Genomic DNA, 19,960 nt, shown 5'->3' with positions numbered 1-19,960 from the left:
TTCGACTTAGCACGATACTGATATGAACTACCTACTTAAATCAAAAAAAATCCTGGGGGTGGCGTTGCTTGCTACGCTGCTGTCCTGCAAGGACAATTTGCTGGACCCGGTACCCAACGACCGGATTTCGACAGCCATTTTCTGGAAAACTGAAACGGACGCAATACTAGCAGCCAACGCTGCTTATGTATACCTGCCGGGGCATTCAACCTTCACCATCAATAACGTGACGAAGTTATATTCAATCTTCGCCTTCGACGGAGTGACTGACATCGGGCATACCAATCAGGTGTTCAATGTCAACTCCTTCATCGAAAGCGGCTCTTACGACGCGTCTAATTCTCGAGTGACTGACGAGTGGGAAAATGCCTATACCGGAATCGCCACGGTCAACGATTTTCTGGAAAATGTCGACCGCGTAACCACTACCAACACGACCCTGATCGAACGACTGAAGGGCGAAATGCGGTTTTTGCGCGCGTATCACTACGTCAATCTAGCAAGCCTGTACGGGGGGGTACCTATCGTAACCAAAACCTTGAGTACCGACGAAGCCAAACAACTTAAGCGTGACGACATCCAGAAAGTGTGGGATTTTGCTACTTCCGAACTCACCGCGGCAGCAGCGGCATTGCCCACTACCTACCCGGCAGCCGACAAGGGGCGTATCACCAAAGGAGCCGCGCTGGCTTTATTGGCCCGCGCCAATTTATACGCAGGTAGGTTTCAGCAGGCTGCCACAGCGGCCAGTGAAGTCATGAAGCTGGGCTATGACCTATACCCCAACTACGGCAAGCTCTTTACCTACGGGGCCGAAAACAACATTGAGGTCATTCTGGACCACCAGTACGTCAACAGTTCCGGACTCAGTAATAACGTCTTTGCCCAGATGGCCCCTTATAGCCAGAAGACAGCCAACAACACCTTTGTACCCACCAAAGCCCTGGCGGACGCCTTTACGATGAAAAACGGGCTACCCATTACCGACCCGGCCAGCGGCTTTGACCCCCGCGCTCCCTACAAAGACCGTGACCCCCGGCTGGGCTTCACCATGTTTTTGTCCGGCGATCCACTGCCCAGCGGGGCAACTTTCCGTCCTGAGCCCAACAGCGGCACCACCGACGCCGTGGGCAATACCTACCTGGCTACGACCACGGGTTTTGTGGTAAAGAAATACATCAATTCCGAAGACTTCGGTACCCCGGGCGTGAGCGGCATCAACATTATTTTGATCCGCTACGCCGAAGTACTGCTCACCTACGCGGAAGCCAAGATTGAACTCAATCAATTGGATCAATCCGTATACGATGCCATCAACAAAGTGCGCAATGGGCGCCAGGATGTAAAGCTGCCTTCCATCGCCACCGGGCTTTCGCAGGCCGAACTGCGGGAAATAGTCCGGCATGAACGCGAAGTGGAGTTAGCCTTTGAAGGACTCCGTCTATTCGATATCCGGCGCTGGAAAATCGCAGAGAAGGTCATGCCGGGTAGTATTTATGGCATGACCTGGATCAACGAAGGTACCCTGAGCACCATTCAGGTACAGGCGTTTGAGCGCGTGTTCAAGCCCACCCGTGACTACCTGTGGCCAATTCCGCAGAAAGAGCTGGATCTTAACCCAGGTCTTACGCAGAATCCGGGCTGGTAGTCCTATCCTATGAAAACCGGGATTACTTAACATCCCGGTTTTCCTTTTTATCATTAAATTAATACCCATGAAAAGAGTTGTTTCTTTCTCCATTGGTTTTCTTTTTGTATTAAGCCTATTGGCTATTCAGTTAGCCCCAAAACCCACTGCCAAGCCGAATATCATCGTAATTTTCATGGATGACATGGGCTACGGTGATCTGGGAGTCTACGGGGCTACGGAGTACCAGACCCCCAACCTCGACCGCATGGCCAGCGAGGGCATTCGCTTTACCAATTTCATGGCCGCCCAGGCCGTGTGCAGTGCTTCCCGGGCGGCCTTGCTGACGGGCTGCTACCCCAACCGCATTGGCATCACTGGTGCTTTGTTCCCTAACGCCGGGAAAGGGCTCAATCAGCAGGAAACAACGATCGCCGAGCTACTTAAAGGTCAGGGCTATGCGACGGGCATGTTCGGAAAATGGCATCTGGGCGATACGAAAGAATTTCTCCCTTTGCAGCATGGCTTCGATGAATACGTGGGCCTGCCCTACTCCAACGACATGTGGGCGGTGGATTATGATGGCAAGCCGGTAGGCGAGAACGACTGGCGAAAAAAAGCCTTTCCCCTACTCCCCCTGCTGAGCGGGAACGACACGCTCCGGGCCATTACGACGCTGGATGAGCAAGCCGAACTCACCGGGATTTATACCGAAAAGGCGGTTAATTTTATCAAAAAACACAAAAAAGATCCTTTCTTCCTGTACCTGCCCCACTCCATGCCCCACGTACCTATCGCGGCATCGCCCCGATTCAAAGGCAAAAGCAAGCAGGGTACCTACGGCGATGTGGTGATGGAATTGGACTGGTCGGTGGGTGAAATCCTGAAAGCGCTGAAAGAAAACGGCATCGACGATAATACGCTCGTGGTATTTACCAGCGACAACGGCCCCTGGCTCAACTACGGCAACCATGCCGGCTCGACGGGTGGCTTGCGGGAAGGCAAGGGCGTCAGTACCGAGGGTGGCCAGCGCGAACCCTGTATCGTGCGCTGGCCGGGCGTGGCACCGGCGGGTACCATCTGTAATCAGCTGGCCTCGAACATTGATCTGCTCCCGACTTTTGCGGCCATCACTAACGCCAAACTACCCGATCATAAAATCGACGGCGTGAGCATACTACCCCTGTTCAAAGGCGACAATCAGGCTACGCCCCGGAAAATCTTCTATTACTATTATCGCCGGAACAACCTGGAAGCCGTACGTCGGGGTGACTGGAAACTGGTGCTACCCCACGAAGGACGTTCGTACGAAGGGCAGCAGCCCGGCAACGATGGCTACCCCGGCAAGGCACCCGAGAACACCCCTTACCCCATGGCATTATACGATCTGCGGCGCGATCCCGGTGAACGCTACGACGTACAGGCTACCTACCCCACCATAGTAGAAGTGCTGCAGAAAATTGCCGAAGAGGCACGTCAGGATCTGGGCGATGATATCACGAAACGGCCAGGCCATAATGTTCGGGAAGCGGGTCTGACCGCAAAAAATAAGTAATTTAGCCTGACTCGTTTCCGTAACCTTTCCACCAATCTATGCGTATTCTCAGCCTTTTGATCCTTTTGTTTTTGAGTAGCATCACTGGCAGCTTCGCCCAGAAAAGCCAGAAACCGGCCCTACCCAACATCGTCTACATCTACGCCGATGATCTGGGCTATGCTGAACTGGGCGTTTACGGTCAAAAGAAAATCCGCACGCCCAACATCGACCGCATCGGCCGGGAAGGAATCAAATTCACCGACTACTACACCAGCACGCCCGTGTGTGCGCCTTCGCGCTGTCAATTGCTGACAGGTACCCACGCGGGCCACTCTTACATCCGAGGCAATTACGAACTGGGCGGCTTTCCTGACTCCACCGAGCGGGGACAGATGCCTTTGCCAGCCAATACCGTCACTATAGGTACCCTTCTGCAAAAACAGGGCTACCGTACCGCCGCCATTGGCAAGTGGGGGCTGGGAATGGGATACAGTACCGGCAGCCCCAATAAGCAGGGCTTCGATTATTTCTATGGCTACTACGATCAAAAACAGGCCCACAACTACTACCCCACCCACCTGTGGGAAAATGAAAAATGGGACACGCTCAACAATCCGGTGATCGATGTACACCGCCGGCTCGACCCAAAAACGGCTACGGCCGCCGATTTTGCCTACTATAAGGGCAACGACTACGCCATCGACAAAATGGCCGAAAAAGCCCTCAACTTCGTGAGGGAGAACAAGGATCGCCCCTTTTTCCTGTACCTACCCTTCACCATTCCGCATGTCTCGTTACAGGCGCCCGATGCAGCGGTGAATGAATACAAAGGACAATTTCCCGAAACGCCTTACTACGGCGGGCAGGGCTATGCTTCTACGCCCTGGCCCCACGCTACCTACGCCGCCATGATTACCTACATGGACACCAAAGTGGGCCAAGTAATGAGTTTGTTAAAGGAGTTGGGACTGGACGATAACACACTCGTGATCTTTACCTCCGACAACGGTACTACCTTCAACGGGGGCGTGGATGCTAAATTTTTTGAAAGCGTTGGCCCCTACCGGGGTCTCAAAATGGACGTGTACGAAGGTGGCATCCGGATGCCGATGGTAGCCCGCTGGCCGGGCCATATCGCGCCGGGTCGTGTTACCTCCCACGTTGCGGTACACTACGACGTATTGGCCACGCTGGTGGATCTGGTCAAAGCGCCCCCGGTACCCAGCGACGGCATATCCTTTTTGCCTACCCTCCTGGGCAACAACAAGGCCCAGAAAAAACACGAGTACGTCTACTGGGAGTACCCCGAAAAAAACGGACAACTGGCTATCCGGATGGGTAAATGGAAAGGCGTAAAAGTGGAAATGAAAAAGAACCCGCAGGCCCGCTGGGAACTCTACGACCTGGAAAAAGACGAAAGCGAAACCACCGACCTGGCCACCAAGTACCCTGACCTCGTAGCGCGCTTCGACCAGATCGTCAAAAAAGAGCACCGACCCTCGCACGTACCCGCCTGGGAGTTTGTGAAGTAGTGGCCTCATTTGCGAGGTGGTTGATAATAATTTACAGCTATAAAAAACAGCTTATCCGGTGAGTTAATGGGGATTTACTTATCTCTTTATCTCCTTAAATGCCTTTTTTTCTTTTTTTTATACAAATGACTAGGGGAAAGCAAGGGGTAGTGAGTCATATGGGCGACTTACTACCTGGAACATTGTATGCAAGAGCCTTCCCACGAATCTACCAAGTCCGAAAAAGCTTCGTTTCCTCCTCAACCAAAGGTTCAGGGCCGGCACCTCGACGCCGAGCTCTTTCTGAAAGCGACCTTTGAACAAGACGCCCGCAAGGGTCTGGAGCTACTGTTCCGGAAATACCACGCCCCCTTGTGCAGTCATGCGGTCCGTTTTGTGTATTCGCGGCAGATTGCCGAGGACCTGGTGAGTGAAGTATTCTTTCAATTTTATAAAACCGAAGCTTACCGGCATATTACCACGTCCTACACCAGCTACCTGTTCCGGTCGGTACGCAATGAGGCCTTTACGTACCTGCGTCGCGAATTTGGCCGTACCAGTCCGCTGGACTCTACCTATGACAATCAGCACGACCCGCAGGCCCTCAGCCCCGATGCCGAGGTACAGTACAATCATCTTTTGCTGAAAGTCAACGAGGCCATTGCGCAGCTACCCACCCAATGCCAGCGGGTTTTTCTGTTGAGCCGCTTCGAGAACAAGAAATACCACGAAATCGCCGACGAACTCCGCATTTCTCCCAAGACCGTCGAAGTGCATATCTCCAAGGCGCTCCGCTGTCTGCGGGTTGCGCTACAGGGCGAGTGGATGTTGGTATTGATCCTCTTGCTCATCCGCTGATGCTCTCAGCGAAGAGTTTTCCCCGACGAAATATTAACTAAAACAAGCATGGAATATCCAATCAATAAACCGATGGTCTTTAGGTACCTCGCCAATCGGGCTACCCCCCTCGAAAGGCAGGCCGTGGAAGAGTGGCTTAGAAAAGGCGGCGACACCGAAACCTTCCACCAGTGGCTGCTGGAATGGGAAACCAAGTCGCCCCAGTACGTACCTGACTCAGAAACCGCCTATCAGTCGCTGCTGGAACGCATCGATTCGCAGGAAACCATGGCTTCGAATCTCCAAAAAACAGTGCCCCTGCGCCGGCGCTTTTCGTTCCTGAACTGGCCAATAGCGGCCTCCGTGGCGTTGCTGCTTTGTGCGGCTGGCTGGCTGTTGCGCAAACCCCTGCTTTACAAAACCTACGCAACCGAATACGGACAAACCAGTTCTTTTATTCTGAACGATGGCAGTCACGTAACGCTCAACGCCAATTCCTCGCTGGACGTACCCCGTTTCGGCTTCGAAACGGGAGTCCGCACTGTGCACCTGCGGGGCGAAGCCGAATTCTCGGTGCGGCATACCCCTACCCACCAGCGGTTTGTGGTCAGTACGTCCGACCAGTTTCAGATCGAAGTGCTGGGTACCGAGTTTACGGTATTTGCCCGGCCACGAGGTACCAAAGTGGCGCTGAGCAAAGGAAAAATCCGGCTGGACTACCGGCATGGTACTACGAAAAAGCATGTGTTGATGAAACCCGGCGAGCTTGCCACTTTGAACACGGCAGGTAGCCTGCGGGTGAAGCACTCCCCGGATTCCGACGCACTTTCGGCCTGGAAAGAACATCGTTTTGTTTTTAACAATACTTCCGTGGCTGAAATATGCGCCTTATTTGAAGAAAATTTCGGTCTCATCGTTCGCGCCAGCGATCCGGAAATTGCCGCCCGTACCATCTCGGGCAACTTCAAAGCCCAGTCCGCCGAAGATCTGCTTGAGGTACTCGTGGAAGTGCTGAACCTGGAAATCAGGAAAGACAACAAGACCTTACTACTCCTAAACCCTAATCAAAATCCTAAATCCTGATTACCATGTTCAAACCACTACGACTAACCCGGCTGACTGGGCTGGCCCTACTGCTGGCCTTCCTGCTCCCGGCGTCGGTATTTTCGCAAACCCTGGCTTTTGTCCAGCAGCGTACCGTACGGAATGCACCCAAGATGGTCAAGTTAAAAACCCTCCTTCTTCAGGTACAGCAGCATTACAATGTCGAGATCGTATTTGAAGACCGGCTTGTGAGTAGTCAAAGCATAGCCTCCGAAGCGCTGGATTATTCGCTGCCCATCGAGCGTAATCTTGATACCATTTTGCGCAGCACCAATTTGAAATTCAAGAAAATCCGTAAGGGTACCTTCGTCATCACGGAAGTCAAATCGGGGAGTGAAACCTCATCGCGCGCCTTGAAAACCGACCTGGAGTCAGTAGCTGCCAGCCTGCCAGCCGAGGCTGCGACTACCCCATTCCAGATCGACACCCCGGAGCGAGCACAAGCAGAAGCCCCGAAACGCATGGTGCGCGGCACGGTACTCGACGAAAGCGGGACCGGCCTCCCGGGCGTGAGCGTGGTGATTAAGGAAACGACCCGGGGTACCACGACCAACGCCGAAGGTACCTTTGAGCTGGAGGTACCCTCCGACGAATCTATTCTGATATTCAGCTTTGTGGGCTACAAAAACCAGGAGCTTGTGGTAGGAAGCCAGCAGCAGCTCAGCGTGTCGATGGTACCCGAAAGCCGCTCGCTCGATGAGGTAGTGGTGGTAGGGTATGGCACGAAAAAACGTGAAAATGTAACGGGCGCGATTGCCCAAATCAGTGGCGAAGCCTTAACCAGCCGTCCCATCACCAAACTCGGGCAAGCCCTGCAAGGGCTGATCCCGAACCTGAACATCACCAATCCTGACGGAAATCCCAACGCAAACCCCACGTTTAACATTCGGGGTACCACCTCACTGACGGGCGGCAGCGCGCTGGTTTTGGTCGATGGCATTCAGATGGACATGAACCTGCTCAACCCGGCGGATGTCGAGAGCATTACAGTGTTGAAAGACGCCGCCTCGGCCGCGATTTATGGCGCACGGGGGCCTTCGGCGTCATTCTGGTCACGACCAAGAAAGGTACCAAAGACCGCAAACCGGTGATCAGTTATTCGGGGAGTCTGCAATTTAACAAACCTACCTACCTGCCCGACCTTCTGACTACCGAGGAGTACCTCGAATCACAAAACGTGGCGCAGAGGAATCTGAATGGAAGTCAGAAATATTCGGATGAGCAACTCCAATGGGTACGGGACTACAAGGCTGATCCTGTCAATAACCCCAGCTACCACATCCTGCCCAATGGTAAAATTTTCTGGAATGCTTCCAACGATGTAATCGAGGCCATGGTGAAGCCGTGGGCACCGGGCCAGAACCATACCATCAATGTCAACGGCGGAAACGCCAAAACCTCCTACTACGTGTCGGCCGGAGCTCTTAATCAGGATGGTTTGTTCAAAACTTCCACCGACGTTTTCAAACGGTACAATTTCACGACCAACGTCAGCACCGAACTGGCCACCTGGCTTACCGTAGGGGCTAAGGCCAACTACATCTCCACCAGCTACGACGAGCCGCATAAGTACCCCAACAAAGGTTCCGACTGGTGGGAGCAAATGACACGGGGCGAGCCCCAGGTTTTGTTCCCGGCCAAAACCCCGGCGGGCTCACCGGTGGGAGAAGGCATTGCCACGGAAAATTTTGTCAATTTTCTGGAAAGCGGCTCCCGGAGGGTCAACAATTCGGCCACCGGAATTTACAGCATCAATGCGGATGCCTATGTCATAGAGGGTTTGAAAATCAGTGGCAATTTTTCGTATACCTCCATGCGGCAGAATATCAAGGAACATCAGGTGGCCTTTCCTTACATCCGGGATACCTGGATCCCCCAGATTTCGGGTACTTCGCCCTCGTTCGTACAGCGCGATTTCAACGCATCGGATTACTTTGCGACCAACCTCTTTGCCGATTACAGCACCGTCATCAATCAAAAACACAGTCTGGCGGCTTTGGTAGGCTACAATCAGGAATGGTACAATTTTACCGGTGCCCGGATCAAGCGGCAGGACTTGATCAGCGGCGGCGTGCCGGTACTGAACCTGGCCACGGGTCCCATCACCAGCACCGACGAGCAGACATCCTGGGCGATACGCGGCGTGTTCGCCCGCTTCAATTATGACTACATGGGCAAGTACCTGATCGAATTCAATAGCCGCTACGATGGTACCTCCCGGTTCCCGTCCGGTCGTCGGTTCGGCTACTTTCCGTCGGTATCGGCAGGCTGGAGAATTTCGAAGGAAAAATTCATGGACTCCTTTTTCCGGGTACTGCAGGATCTCAAATTCCGCGCCTCGTACGGAAGTCTGGGAAATCAATTGTTGAATGAAAACTTCCCGTACGTTTCTCTCTTCGACATCAACCAGCAGGTACCTTTCATTCTGAGTGGCGCGCTGCCACTTGGCATTTCGGCGCCCGGCCTGGTGAGCCCTGATTTGACCTGGGAGAAAGTTTCCACGCTCGATTTCGGGGCCGATGCCAACCTTTGGGGCAGGCTCAACCTGGGTTTCGACTGGTACAAAAGAACCACTTCGGGCATGCTGGTGGCTGGCGACCGCCTGCCGGCGGTCCTGGGTACCTCGGTTCCCCAACGGAATGGCGCCGAACTGCAAACCACGGGATTCGAATTCAGTGCGAAGTGGATCGGCCAGACCCAAATGACGCATCCCATCAAGTATGACCTTGGCCTCGTGCTGTCGAACTACAAGGCCGTTATCACCAAATTCGATAACAACCCCAACAAACTGATCAACAATTATTACGTCGGACAATCCGTGGGCGAAATCTGGGGGTTCGAAACGGTAGGAATATTCCAGAATACCGGGGATGTACCCAATGCTGCCAATCAGGACCAGCTCGGTAATTCGGGTAAATGGGGCGCGGGCGACATCCAGTACGCCGATCTGAACGGAGACAAAGTCATTACCCGGGGTGCCAATACGGTCGATAATCCGGGCGATCAGCGGATCATTGGCAATACGACGCCCAAGTACCAATATGGCATTGTCGGCAACCTATCCTGGCATAATTTCGATTTCAACCTGCTACTGCAAGGCGTCGGAAAACGGGATTTCGTTCCCAGGGGCAGTTATTTTTGGGGAGCCATCAACAACGCCGGGGCCGTGGGTACCCGGGAAGTGTACCAGGATTCATGGTCAACGGAGAACCCCGAAGGATACTACCCTATTTATAAAGCAAACTCATCCTTCAACATTCTGCCACAGACCCGTTTTTTACAAAGTTCGGCCTACCTACGGCTGAAAAATATTTCGCTCGGCTACACAGTTCCGCTGAAAGCCATTCAAAAAATCAGACTCACCAATGCCCGGCTGTACGTTACGGGCCAGAATCTCTGGGAATACACCAAGTTGAAAGGAAATTTCGATCCGGAAGTTACCGGTTCCGGCGATGTAGGCGTGTTTTATCCCTTACAGCGCGTGGTATCATTTGGGGTTCAGTTATCGCTTTAAAATCATATTGTTATGAGACATAGTTTTTCAAAAGTACTACTGGGAATCACCTTCCTTTTCGCCTCTTCCTGTTCCGATGATTTTCTGGATCGCATTCCCACGGATTCGTTGAATGAAAGTAATTTTTGGCATAATGAGACCGAACTGAAGCAGTATGCCAACACCCTTTACCAGAATTTTGTCGGCCACTCCACGGCCACTTCTCAAAGTCCCCTGGTGGCGGCCGACAACCAGAGCGACAACATGGTTCCACTGAATTTCGATCTGGTGGCAGCGGGCAAAAACATCGTACCTACCTCGGGCGGGGGCTGGAACTGGACTCTGATCCGATCGTGCAATTATTTTTTAGCCCGGTACAACCAGACCCCGATCAGTCAGGAAATAAAAGACAAGTATGCCGGCGAAGTGCGTTTTTTCAAAGCTTGGGATTATTACAATAAAGTGGTTGATTTTGGCGATGTACCCTGGCTTTCGAAAGACCTCACCACTAATTCCCCGGAGTTGTACGCACCCCGCGACAGCCGGGTGCTGGTCATGGATTCTTTGCTGGCTACCATCAATACCGCCATCGCCAACCTACCCACCAAAGGTCAGGCCGAAGCGGGGCGGATCAACAAGGATATCGCCCTGGTGCTGAAAGCCCGGATTTGTCTGTTCGAAGGTACCTTTAGAAAATACCGCGGCATTGCCGGAAGTGAGAAATTTTTGCAGGAAGCCATCGCGGCGTCCGATCAGCTCATCAATGAGCAGCACTACCAGGTATATTCTACCGGAAAACCGGGATCGGATTATGCGGCCCTGTTCAATTCGCTGGATCTGAGCAACAACAAGGAAATCATTTTTTACAAAGCCTACGAAACCGGTCTGCTCGGAAACGCCACTTCGTGGAATATCCAACTCAACAATTTCAATACAAGCGTTTCCAAATCGTTAGTAGAGTCCTACCTGGCCATCGACGGAAAACCCATCTCGCAAAGTCCCCTCTACATGGGTGACGACAGCATCCAGGCGGAAATGAAAAACCGGGACCCCCGGCTGACCCAGACGGTGGTGTATCCGGGAACGGGCATCCAGGCTGGCTATGGAGCCGCTGCGATTCCCGGTTCGGGATTCAGCGGCGTGGGTATTGTGCCCACCGGCTATCAACTGGCCAAGTATTGGGTACCCGACCAGACCGAATTCGTCCGCATTCAGAATGGTATCCTGGATGCCCCGATTTATCGGTACGCCGAAGTGCTGCTCATCAATGCCGAAGCAAAAGCAGAAATGGGCCAGGCCACGCAGGAAGTCCTGGATAAAACCGTGAATCTGCTACGCAAAAGAGTGGGCATGCCTCCTATGGTCATCGGTAGTTTGGTAAAAGATCAAAACTCGGATTTTCCTGAAATTCCGGTACTATTGGACGAAATCAGGCGGGAGCGAAGGGTAGAACTGGCCATCGAGGGTCTCCGTTATGAAGATCTGGTTCGTTGGAAAGCGGGCCGTCTGCTCAACAAGCCTGTTTTAGGCATGAAGTTCATTCAAAGCCAGTACCCCAAGGCAGTGGTCGGTAGTAGTATTTTTGTAAACGACGAAGGCTATATCCTGCCGTATGCCAATTCCCTGCCGGGCGGTCGTACTTTCGATGAAACAAAAAATTATTTCCTGCCGCTCCCGTTGGATGAACTCGGACTTAATCCGAATCTGACCCAGAATCCGGGCTGGTAGGCTGAGTAAAACCTTTATAACACCCTATGAAACAGACATTCAAATCCTCGATTTTCCGCCTCTCGGTCGTTCTGATTTCCGCACTGGGCCTATCCGCGGGTACCCCCGCCCCAAAAAGCAAGGCTCCGGCAGGCAAGCCGAACATTATCCTCATTTTCACCGACGACCAGCGCTACAATACCATCCACGCCCTGGGCGATGCGCAGGTGATTACCCCCAACCTGGACCGCCTCGTGCAACAAGGTACCACCTTCACGCACGCTTACAACATGGGAGCCTGGGGAGGTGCGGTTTGCGTTACCAGTCGGGCCATGTTAGTGACAGGTATGACGGTCTGGGATGTGTATAAGGAAGAAAAGGACTACTCCAGGCTGTTTAATAAGCAAGGTTTTTGGCCTCAGCAAATGAAAAAGGCAGGCTACGAAACCTATATGACAGGAAAATGGCATGTCAAGCAAAAAGTAGAGGACATTTTTGATCATGTGGTCCATGAGCGGCCGGGAATGCCCAATCAAACCCCGGAGGGGTATAACCGGCCGTTGTCAAGGACAGATACCACCTGGCAGCCCTGGGATAAAAAATACGATGGTTTTTGGGAAGGCGGAACCCACTGGACTCAGGTAGTGGCCGATGACGCTATCAACTACATCGGTGAAGCATCGAAAAAAGATACCCCGTTTTTTATGTATTTGGCTTTCAACTCACCGCATGATCCACGTCAGGCTCCCAAACGGTGGGTAGACCGCTATCCTGTGGATGATATTAAACTTCCGGTGAGCTATCTGGATGAATACCCTTTTAAAGAAGAGATGGGTGCTGGTAAAGAGCTTAGGGATGAAAAACTGGCTCCTTTTCCGCGTACTCCCTATGCCGTAAAAAAGAATATCCAGGAATATTATGCCAGCATTTCGTATACCGACGAGCAGATCGGCCGGATTTTGGAAGCCCTTCGTAAAAGTGGGAAACTAGATAATACCTATATTTTCTTTACTGCTGATCATGGCCTGGCCGTGGGCCATCATGGGCTCATGGGCAAACAAAGTATGTTCGACCACAGTATGCGCCCACCACTGATTGTAAGCGGCCCAGATATTCCCAAAAATCAAAAAAGAGATCAGAACGTCTACCTACAGGACATCATGGCCACCGCCCTGGATCTGGCGGGTAGCACAAAACCCGCCCACGTATATTTCAACAGCCTGCTGCCCTATATAAAAAATAAAAATGCCCCCAGCCAGTACCCCAGTATTTACGGCTGTTATATGGACCGGCAAAGGATGGTAAGGACTGACCGCTACAAGCTGATCGTATATCCCAAAGCTTCAAAAACCCTTCTGTTCGATTTAAAGAAAGATCCTGAAGAAATGCATGATATCGCCGATCTAGCATCTAGCAAACCTATTTTGAAGGACCTGAAGGCGAAACTGATTCAGCAACAACAGGAAATGAACGATGAACTAGACCTTAGCGCCTACCTGTAAAGTCATTCAGCAGGTACCTTTTCATTTCTCGATCCCTCAAAAAGCACCTTTCCCAAGGTGCTTTTGGGGTAAATAAGGAAGGGGGGTACCTTTATGCAAGGTAAGGTGTTTACTCACCAAACCGCGTCAAATAAGAATATACATCTCTTACAAAAATCATGTCAAAACCTGTTAAAAGAAGCATAAAAGGCTTATTCCTTTTCCTTACCGTGGCACTGCTCGGATTTACCGCCTTTCGTTTTATCGAAGACGACACGCTGCCCATCGACCGGGGTGAGCGCATCTTCATGGTAGGAGGAAACCTGGGATCGCGGATGATCAACTTCGGGCATTTCGAAACGGAAATGCAGGTACGTTATCCCGATCATCAGCTTTTTATCCGCAACATGTGCGACCCCGGCGATACGCCCGGCTTCCGGCCCCGCTCGGCGCGTTTTTCACCCTGGGCTTTCCCCGGAGCCGAAAAATTTCAGACAGAGTTCGCCAATCCCTCCGACAGCCAGGGTAATTTTCCCTCCGACGACGAATGGCTTATCCGCCTGGGCGCCGATGTGGTAGTGGGTTTCTTCGGTTTCAGTGAATCGTTTCAGGGACCAGCCGGACTGGATAATTTCAAAGCCGAGCTCGACGCTTTTCTGAAGCACAGCCTGTCCATCCGCTACAACGGCATCACGCCGCCCAAAATGGCCATCGTGTCGCCCATCGCTTTTGAAGACATTTCCGACATCAAAGATGTACCCAACGGCAAGAAAGAAAACGAAAACCTGTGGCTTTACACGCAGGGAATGAAGGAAGTTTGCGAAAAAAACAAGGTACTTTTCGTCGATGCCTTCACCCCTTCGAAGGAATGGTACGCCGCCAGCAAAGAACCGCTGACCATCGATGGCTCGCAACTCAACGATGAAGGGTACCAAAAATTAGGCGTACTGCTGGCTGATAAGATTTTCGGTAAAGAATCGGCCAAGTCGGGTACAAACCGCGAAATGGTACATAAAGCCGTGATGGAGAAAAACTTCATGTGGCTCGATGATTACAAGATTCCCAACGGAGTTCACGCCTGGGGCCGACGCTTCAACCCTTTCGGGCCCGACAACTACCCCTACGAAATCGACAAGATCCGGCAGATGACCGCCATCCGCGATACGGCGGTCTGGGCGGCTGCCTGCAACTGCGAGGGCTTCGCCATCGATGTAGCTGCGGCCGACAAGCGTACCCGCAAACTGCCTCCCGTCAAAACCAACTTCAATCCCGAAGCCAACGGCAGCCTGACCTACCTCTACGGCCAGGATGCATTGGACAAATTGAAGGTACCCCAGGGCTACAAAATCGAACTCTTTGCTTCGGAGAAGGAATTTCCCGATCTGGCCAATCCCGTCCAGATGACCTTCGATAACAAGGGCCGCCTGTGGGTGGTGACTATGCCCAGCTACCCTCACTACAAGCCCGGTGACAGCAAGCCTGACGATAAGATCATGATTTATGAGGATACCAACAACGATGGCAAAGCTGATAAAGAAACCATTTTTGTCCGTGGTTTGTCGGTACCTGTGGGCTTTGAAATTACGCCGGAGGGCGTGTACGTATCGCAGGGTACCAACCTGAAACTCTTCACCGACACCGACGGCGACGACCATGCCGATAAGGAAACAATTATCATGAGTGGTTTCGACGACCACGATACCCACCACGAAATCAGCGCCTGGACTTCCGACCCATCGGGTGCCATGTACATGGGCGAAGGCGTGTTCCTGCACACCAACGTCGAGACCTCCTACGGCACGGTGCGGGGTACCAATGGTGGTTTTTACCGCTACGCTCCCCAGCTACACAAGCTAGAGCGCGTATCGCAGGTACCTATTCCCAATCCCTGGGGCATTGCTTTCGACGAGTGGGGGCAACAGATTTATGCCGAAACGTCCAGCCCTGACGTGCGTTGGATGCTGCCCGGTACGGTGAAGCCCATGTACGGCGAGAGTATGGATAAAGGAGTGCAGCTGATCCAACCCGACCAGCGCGTACGACCTACCTCGGGTCTGGAATTTGTTTCAAGTCGCCACTTCCCCGACGATGTACAGGGCAATTTTCTGATCAATAACACCATCGGCTTTCTGGGCATGAAGATGCATACGCTTAAAGATGATGGTACCGGCTACAAAAGCAATTTCGTGATGGATTTGGTGAAAGGCGAAGACCGCAACTTCCGGCCCGTCGATATGGAGTTTGCGCCCGATGGCTCACTGTACTTCATCGACTGGCACAACATTCTGATCGGCCACATGCAACACAATGCCCGCGACCCCCTGCGCGACCACGTCCACGGACGTATCTACCGCGTCACCTACCCTTCGCGGCCGTTGGTAAAACCCGCCAAGGTAGCCGGAGCCACCGTGGAGCAACTGCTCGACAACCTTAAACTACCCGAGTACCGTACCCGCTACCGCACTCAGCGTGAGCTGCGCGGCCGCAAGCCCGCGGAGGTGCTTCCCAAGATCACGAAATGGGTAGCTGGGTTGAACAAGAAAGATCCTAAATACGAACACAACGTACTCGAAGCGCTCTGGACTACCTGGGGTCTGGACAAAGTAGACAGAAAGTTGCTGGATCAGATGCTTCACGCCAAAGACTACCACGCACGCGCCGCTGCCGTGCGGGTGGTGCGTTACGTGGGCCACCAGATTCCCAACCAGACTGAGCTACTCAAAGCAGCTGCCCACGATCCCCACGGCAGGGTAAGGCTGGAAGCAATTGTAGCCGCTTCCTGGTTGGACAAAGACGATGGGTTAGCCGTGTTGGAAGAGGCCAAGAAAATGCCAATCGACTCCTGGATGGAAAAATCGTTCGAAACTGCCGAAGCGCATTTAAATGATCGGTTTGTCAAACAAAAACAAGAGAAGAAGGTAGTTGCGGCTACGAAGGCTCCCGAACTCGATGCCTTTGCCCGAGGTAAGGAAATATTTTCCCGGGATGGTTTCTGTGCTACCTGCCATCAGACCGACGGCCAAGGACTTTCCGCCTCCGGTTTTCCACCGCTGGCGGGCACGAAGTGGGTGAATGGCAACGAAGAGCGTCTGATCAAAATCGTACTGAAAGGTCTTATGGGTCCAATTCAGGTGAATGGAAAAGATTACGCAGGCCAGGTACCCATGACGCCTTTTGGCGGCATGCTCAACGACGAGGAAGTAGCCGCGGTACTGACCTATGTCCGAAAATCATTTGGCAATAATGCGTCGGCCATCACGCCCGAAAAAGTAAAGCAGGTTCGCGCCCTGACCGAGAAAGACGGATCATTTTACAAACCCGCCGAACTGTTGAAGCAGTACCCGATGGAGAAATAGTTGACGATTGACGGTTAATAATGAAGGGCTAATCGTGTTTTTCTACTGCGCCCCGGATGCATTTCTGGGGCGCGTTTTTTTGATCATGAAATACAAAATACGCTTTCCCTGACTTTGTAGAAAAAGGAGAAGATTCAAGCAGTACGATTTTTACTACAATAAATTAAATCCTAACTTGCTTATCCAAGGTTTCCACCTACCATTAAAACCTCGAATCTTCTATGAAAAAGCAAGTCCTATTCTTCGGTCTGCTGGTACTTATTTTAGATGCTTGTAAAAACAAGGACACCAACCCCGACCCTGCCAGTTTTCTCGCGGGTGAATACGTTTCTGATACCTATTATGGTGGTGGTTCATCAAACCCGGTATCCTACCCCATCAATGGCGAAAGTGTGACAATGACAATCACCAAAGTAGCCAACGATACTGTACAAATTGACATTCGATCCACACCGAACGATGAATACTCTCCCGGCCAGAATTTGACATTCCCAAAAGCTTATATCGAATCACGATCCGGAGAAAAAGGCACCACTTCCTACACTGTATTCTTCTATCCTCGTACTAATGACAGCATACCTACTGGCAATTTAACCGATGCGCTTCAATTTTACCTGAGCGATAATAGTTTTGCAGATTACTATTATTTACCCAAGGGAGGAAGCCCACATATTGTACGAACGATTCGTTTTAAGCGCAGATAATCGGTTTATTCCAGCCTTGTCAGGTAGAAGCACCCGACGGCAACGTAAGAGCGCAAAGAGTTTTTCAGTTGTCGGAGGCCCGTCACTTTGCACGTTTACCCATTGTGTTTTTCAGATAACTTCTTCTCACACATCTGCCAATTGCTTTTTCAGGACGGCCAGGCCCTGCCTAACTTCCTTATCGAAATCAGTCCAATTACATTCGAGCGACATGCCTCCGGTATACTTCATTTTCTTCAAGGCACGGAAATAAGGCCGAAAATCATCCCCATCTACGCCGGGTACAGTGCGTTTCCGTTTTTCGGCGATGTGGCAATGCGAGATGTACTGACCATATTTAAGAATCTCGTCTGGGCTCTCGTCTTCTTTGAGCATGTGGTAAATATCGCATTGCAGCCGCATCGAGGGGTTATTGACCGCCTGAATAATCTCCACCCCTTCGGCCAGGCTGTTGATAAAATTCGTTTCACCCCGGTTGAGCGGTTCAATCGCCAACGCTACTTTATATTGTTCGGCCAGGGGTGCCAGTTTCCGACATAGGTCGATATGCTGGGCTTTGGCCTTATCCCGGTCGAAGCCATCGGGAATGAACCGCGAGCCGCCGCTTCCATACACGATGTTCTTTGTTCCAGTCTCTTTCGCCCGCTTGAAAACCAGTTCAGACCGTTCTAAAATAGCCTCATGCTGCACATCAGGGCCGACGGATTTTAGTTTGCCCGGCAAAAAATAGATATATGAGCGGATCGGGAATTGTCCCGTCCTGAGCGCGCGCAGATTCTTCTCGTATTGCACCTCGCTTCCGTCGGGCAGGAGAAATGCGGGTACACTTTCTTCGATAAACGAAAAGCCCAGACTTTTTAACAAATCCACTTTATCATAGGTCGCACAAACCCCCAGCGGTAATGAATAGGCGGCGGGCTGTTCTGCTCCAATTGCCGCCTGAGCGAGGGTATTCGTAGCGGTCAGGCCGATTAGTGCGCCAGTCGCTTGTTTTAAAAATCCTCTCCGCGACGGTTGGTTTTCAAGTTGGTTCATGGTGATTTCGGTACAATCAGTGGTTTTTGGAAGTCGCCTATAAGCATGATCAACGCTTGGGCGTTTTTTTGATAAAGGCTATTGTGTCCTACTTCTATTGGAATACAAAGGCATTTAAATAAAACAGGGGCATTTTTTCGAAAAAGGATTGCTAAAAATAGGGTAAAAAAGTACCTTTAATCGGTATCGCTTCCACTTGACCGGAATGACTATTTTTACCGAAACACAACGCATGACCCAGTGGTGGCTTTGGGCGATCCTGCTCGGTACGACGGGCATCGTACTTGGGGAGTTAGTGGCCGAAACCGTAGCCCGGCAACTTTCACTAGCCGAGTTTGTGTATAGCCCCGAACTCTGGTCTTCGGCCCTTGTGCTGATTCTGGTGCTTGTGCTTTTTTATCTGCTCAGACTCACAACAGAGATTTCTTCGGAGGAAATCCGGGTAATCTACTTTCCTATGTGGCGGACCCGCATTCCCTGGCATGAAGTGGAAAGCGCAGAAATCATAAAATACGGCTTTGTGGGGTACGGCATCCGGTTCTCCTTCCGCTACGGCACGGTATATAATGCCAAAGGAAATTGGGGCTTACAAATCGTAAAAAAAAATGGCGGTAAAATTCTGATCGGTACCCAAAAGCCGAACGAATTGAAAGCAGCGGTAGACAAGTTTTTGTGACTTGTGTTTTAATTCCAATCCTTTTCAGGTAAATTCACTACCCGCTTTCTGAAAAAATCTGATCCCTTTTCCAACCATTTAGGTACGCAAGGTACCCTATCCACAACCCAGCCATTGATTCTTATGAAAACCTTAGCCAGTGGTACCTTCTTTCTTCTGCTCGGGCTTGTCCTTTCGGCCTGTGAGAGAAACGAGATTGATGAAAGCAAGCCTTTGATCAAGTCCATTTCGTTTACCGGAATTCCGGCCAGCGACGTTACAATCGACCAGCGGCTCCATCAGATTACCGTCAGGGTACCCGCCTTGCTGCCATCGGAAGGTTTGATTCCTTTGCTGGACCTGACCCACAATTCCATAGTCTCTGAAGGATTGACTCCCGATGGAAAACTGGATCTAACCCGGTTTTGTGAATGTGGTCATGCGGCTGGCCTGGATGAGGAGAGCCAATTGGTGATTACCCATGATCCAGTCACTACGAATAATTCTTCCCCTGCGACCATTTATAACGTGGCCCTGGCACCTCCCCCAGGTTGCCCCGAGCCGAACGGTGAACTTCCCGTTACCTTCACCCGTCACAAATCATCCGACGTCAATGGCCCGGATTTCATCCAAATCCATTTACCCATCAGGAACCTGTACCAAAGTACCCACGTCGATGGGGTATTTTTGAAAAACGTGGCTACGGGTCAAACGTACACCAATCTGTTCTACGAAACTCCTTGCATCAATATATGCAGCAACGACTCGATCAATCGCCTTACGGTACCCTTCGATACAAAACTCGTCCAGCTACCTACCGGGGTTTATGAGGTTTCTGTCCGGGCATCCTGCGAAAAGGAAAAGGTACCTATCGTTTTCCCCACGCGCATTACCTTCACTAAGTGAAATAAAA

14 protein-coding genes are annotated in these 19,960 nt (G+C 51.7%); 13 read left to right on the top strand and 1 reads right to left on the bottom strand.

Features of this window, described 5'->3' with window-relative positions:
• Positions 1-22 precede the first annotated feature (22 nt).
• From GBK04_RS22485 to GBK04_RS22435, 11 genes are all read left to right on the top strand, one after another.
• The gene (locus tag GBK04_RS22485) at positions 23-1,648 is read left to right on the top strand and encodes a RagB/SusD family nutrient uptake outer membrane protein (protein WP_152763592.1); all 1,626 of its coding nucleotides are present in this window, start codon (positions 23-25) and stop codon (positions 1,646-1,648) included.
• A gap of 67 nt (positions 1,649-1,715) precedes the next feature.
• On the top strand, positions 1,716-3,182 hold the full coding sequence (locus GBK04_RS22480) for a sulfatase family protein (RefSeq protein ID WP_152763590.1): 1,467 nt from the start codon (positions 1,716-1,718) through the stop codon (positions 3,180-3,182).
• A 38-nt stretch (positions 3,183-3,220) separates the two neighbouring features.
• On the top strand, positions 3,221-4,696 hold the full coding sequence (locus GBK04_RS22475) for an arylsulfatase (RefSeq protein ID WP_152763588.1): 1,476 nt from the start codon (positions 3,221-3,223) through the stop codon (positions 4,694-4,696).
• Positions 4,697-4,882: 186 nt separating this feature from the next.
• The gene (locus GBK04_RS22470) at positions 4,883-5,533 is read left to right on the top strand and encodes an RNA polymerase sigma-70 factor (RefSeq protein WP_152763585.1); all 651 of its coding nucleotides are present in this window, start codon (positions 4,883-4,885) and stop codon (positions 5,531-5,533) included.
• A 48-nt stretch (positions 5,534-5,581) separates the two neighbouring features.
• Entirely contained in the window at positions 5,582-6,595 is a 1,014-nt protein-coding gene (locus GBK04_RS22465; protein ID WP_152763583.1) for a FecR family protein, read from the top strand.
• 5 nt (positions 6,596-6,600) lie between these two features.
• Positions 6,601-7,707, top strand: coding sequence for a carboxypeptidase-like regulatory domain-containing protein (locus tag GBK04_RS22460; protein WP_152763581.1), 1,107 nt, complete (start codon positions 6,601-6,603; stop codon positions 7,705-7,707).
• A complete protein-coding gene (locus GBK04_RS22455) occupies positions 7,704-10,130 on the top strand; it encodes a SusC/RagA family TonB-linked outer membrane protein (protein WP_373331231.1) in 2,427 nt (808 codons plus the stop codon). The genes GBK04_RS22460 and GBK04_RS22455 overlap by 4 nt, the downstream gene beginning before the upstream one ends.
• 12 nt (positions 10,131-10,142) lie before the next feature.
• On the top strand, positions 10,143-11,837 hold the full coding sequence (locus tag GBK04_RS22450) for a RagB/SusD family nutrient uptake outer membrane protein (protein ID WP_152763577.1): 1,695 nt from the start codon (positions 10,143-10,145) through the stop codon (positions 11,835-11,837).
• Between the two features lie 26 nt (positions 11,838-11,863).
• Positions 11,864-13,318 (top strand): sulfatase family protein, encoded by a 1,455-nt coding sequence (locus GBK04_RS22445; RefSeq protein ID WP_152763575.1) that lies wholly within the window; start codon positions 11,864-11,866, stop codon positions 13,316-13,318.
• A gap of 158 nt (positions 13,319-13,476) precedes the next feature.
• Complete coding sequence (locus tag GBK04_RS22440; protein ID WP_152763572.1) at positions 13,477-16,653, top strand: PVC-type heme-binding CxxCH protein; 3,177 nt, start codon at positions 13,477-13,479, stop codon at positions 16,651-16,653.
• Between the two features lie 221 nt (positions 16,654-16,874).
• Positions 16,875-17,357 (top strand): hypothetical protein, encoded by a 483-nt coding sequence (locus tag GBK04_RS22435; RefSeq protein ID WP_152763570.1) that lies wholly within the window; start codon positions 16,875-16,877, stop codon positions 17,355-17,357.
• Positions 17,358-17,483: 126 nt separating this feature from the next.
• On the opposite strand, the gene GBK04_RS22430 is transcribed toward GBK04_RS22435, so the two are convergent.
• Positions 17,484-18,392, bottom strand: a complete 909-nt coding sequence (locus GBK04_RS22430; protein WP_152763568.1) for a sugar phosphate isomerase/epimerase family protein — start codon at positions 18,390-18,392, stop codon at positions 17,484-17,486.
• A 205-nt stretch (positions 18,393-18,597) separates the two neighbouring features.
• On the opposite strand from GBK04_RS22430, the gene GBK04_RS22425 reads away from it, so the two are divergent.
• Complete coding sequence (locus tag GBK04_RS22425; RefSeq protein ID WP_152763566.1) at positions 18,598-19,068, top strand: hypothetical protein; 471 nt, start codon at positions 18,598-18,600, stop codon at positions 19,066-19,068.
• 123 nt (positions 19,069-19,191) lie between these two features.
• A complete protein-coding gene (locus GBK04_RS22420) occupies positions 19,192-19,953 on the top strand; it encodes a hypothetical protein (RefSeq protein ID WP_152763564.1) in 762 nt (253 codons plus the stop codon).
• Positions 19,954-19,960: the final 7 nt, after the last annotated feature.

Origin of the sequence: Salmonirosea aquatica (assembly GCF_009296315.1) — a bacterium.
Lineage (GTDB): Bacteria > Bacteroidota > Bacteroidia > Cytophagales > Spirosomataceae > Salmonirosea > Salmonirosea aquatica.
Note: the sequence above shows the minus strand (reverse complement) of the source record. Positions and strands in the feature narration are given on the sequence as shown.

Coding starts and splice junctions, on each gene's coding strand:
- GBK04_RS22475 (WP_152763588.1), top strand. CDS start 3,221: ATGCGTATTCTCAGCCTTTTGATCCTTTTGTTTTTGAGTAGCATCACT.
- GBK04_RS22480 (WP_152763590.1), top strand. CDS start 1,716: ATGAAAAGAGTTGTTTCTTTCTCCATTGGTTTTCTTTTTGTATTAAGC.
- GBK04_RS22485 (WP_152763592.1), top strand. CDS start 23: ATGAACTACCTACTTAAATCAAAAAAAATCCTGGGGGTGGCGTTGCTT.
- GBK04_RS22450 (WP_152763577.1), top strand. CDS start 10,143: ATGAGACATAGTTTTTCAAAAGTACTACTGGGAATCACCTTCCTTTTC.
- GBK04_RS22425 (WP_152763566.1), top strand. CDS start 18,598: ATGACTATTTTTACCGAAACACAACGCATGACCCAGTGGTGGCTTTGG.
- GBK04_RS22430 (WP_152763568.1), bottom strand. CDS start 18,392: ATGAACCAACTTGAAAACCAACCGTCGCGGAGAGGATTTTTAAAACAA.
- GBK04_RS22460 (WP_152763581.1), top strand. CDS start 6,601: ATGTTCAAACCACTACGACTAACCCGGCTGACTGGGCTGGCCCTACTG.
- GBK04_RS22465 (WP_152763583.1), top strand. CDS start 5,582: ATGGAATATCCAATCAATAAACCGATGGTCTTTAGGTACCTCGCCAAT.
- GBK04_RS22435 (WP_152763570.1), top strand. CDS start 16,875: ATGAAAAAGCAAGTCCTATTCTTCGGTCTGCTGGTACTTATTTTAGAT.
- GBK04_RS22445 (WP_152763575.1), top strand. CDS start 11,864: ATGAAACAGACATTCAAATCCTCGATTTTCCGCCTCTCGGTCGTTCTG.
- GBK04_RS22420 (WP_152763564.1), top strand. CDS start 19,192: ATGAAAACCTTAGCCAGTGGTACCTTCTTTCTTCTGCTCGGGCTTGTC.
- GBK04_RS22440 (WP_152763572.1), top strand. CDS start 13,477: ATGTCAAAACCTGTTAAAAGAAGCATAAAAGGCTTATTCCTTTTCCTT.
- GBK04_RS22470 (WP_152763585.1), top strand. CDS start 4,883: ATGCAAGAGCCTTCCCACGAATCTACCAAGTCCGAAAAAGCTTCGTTT.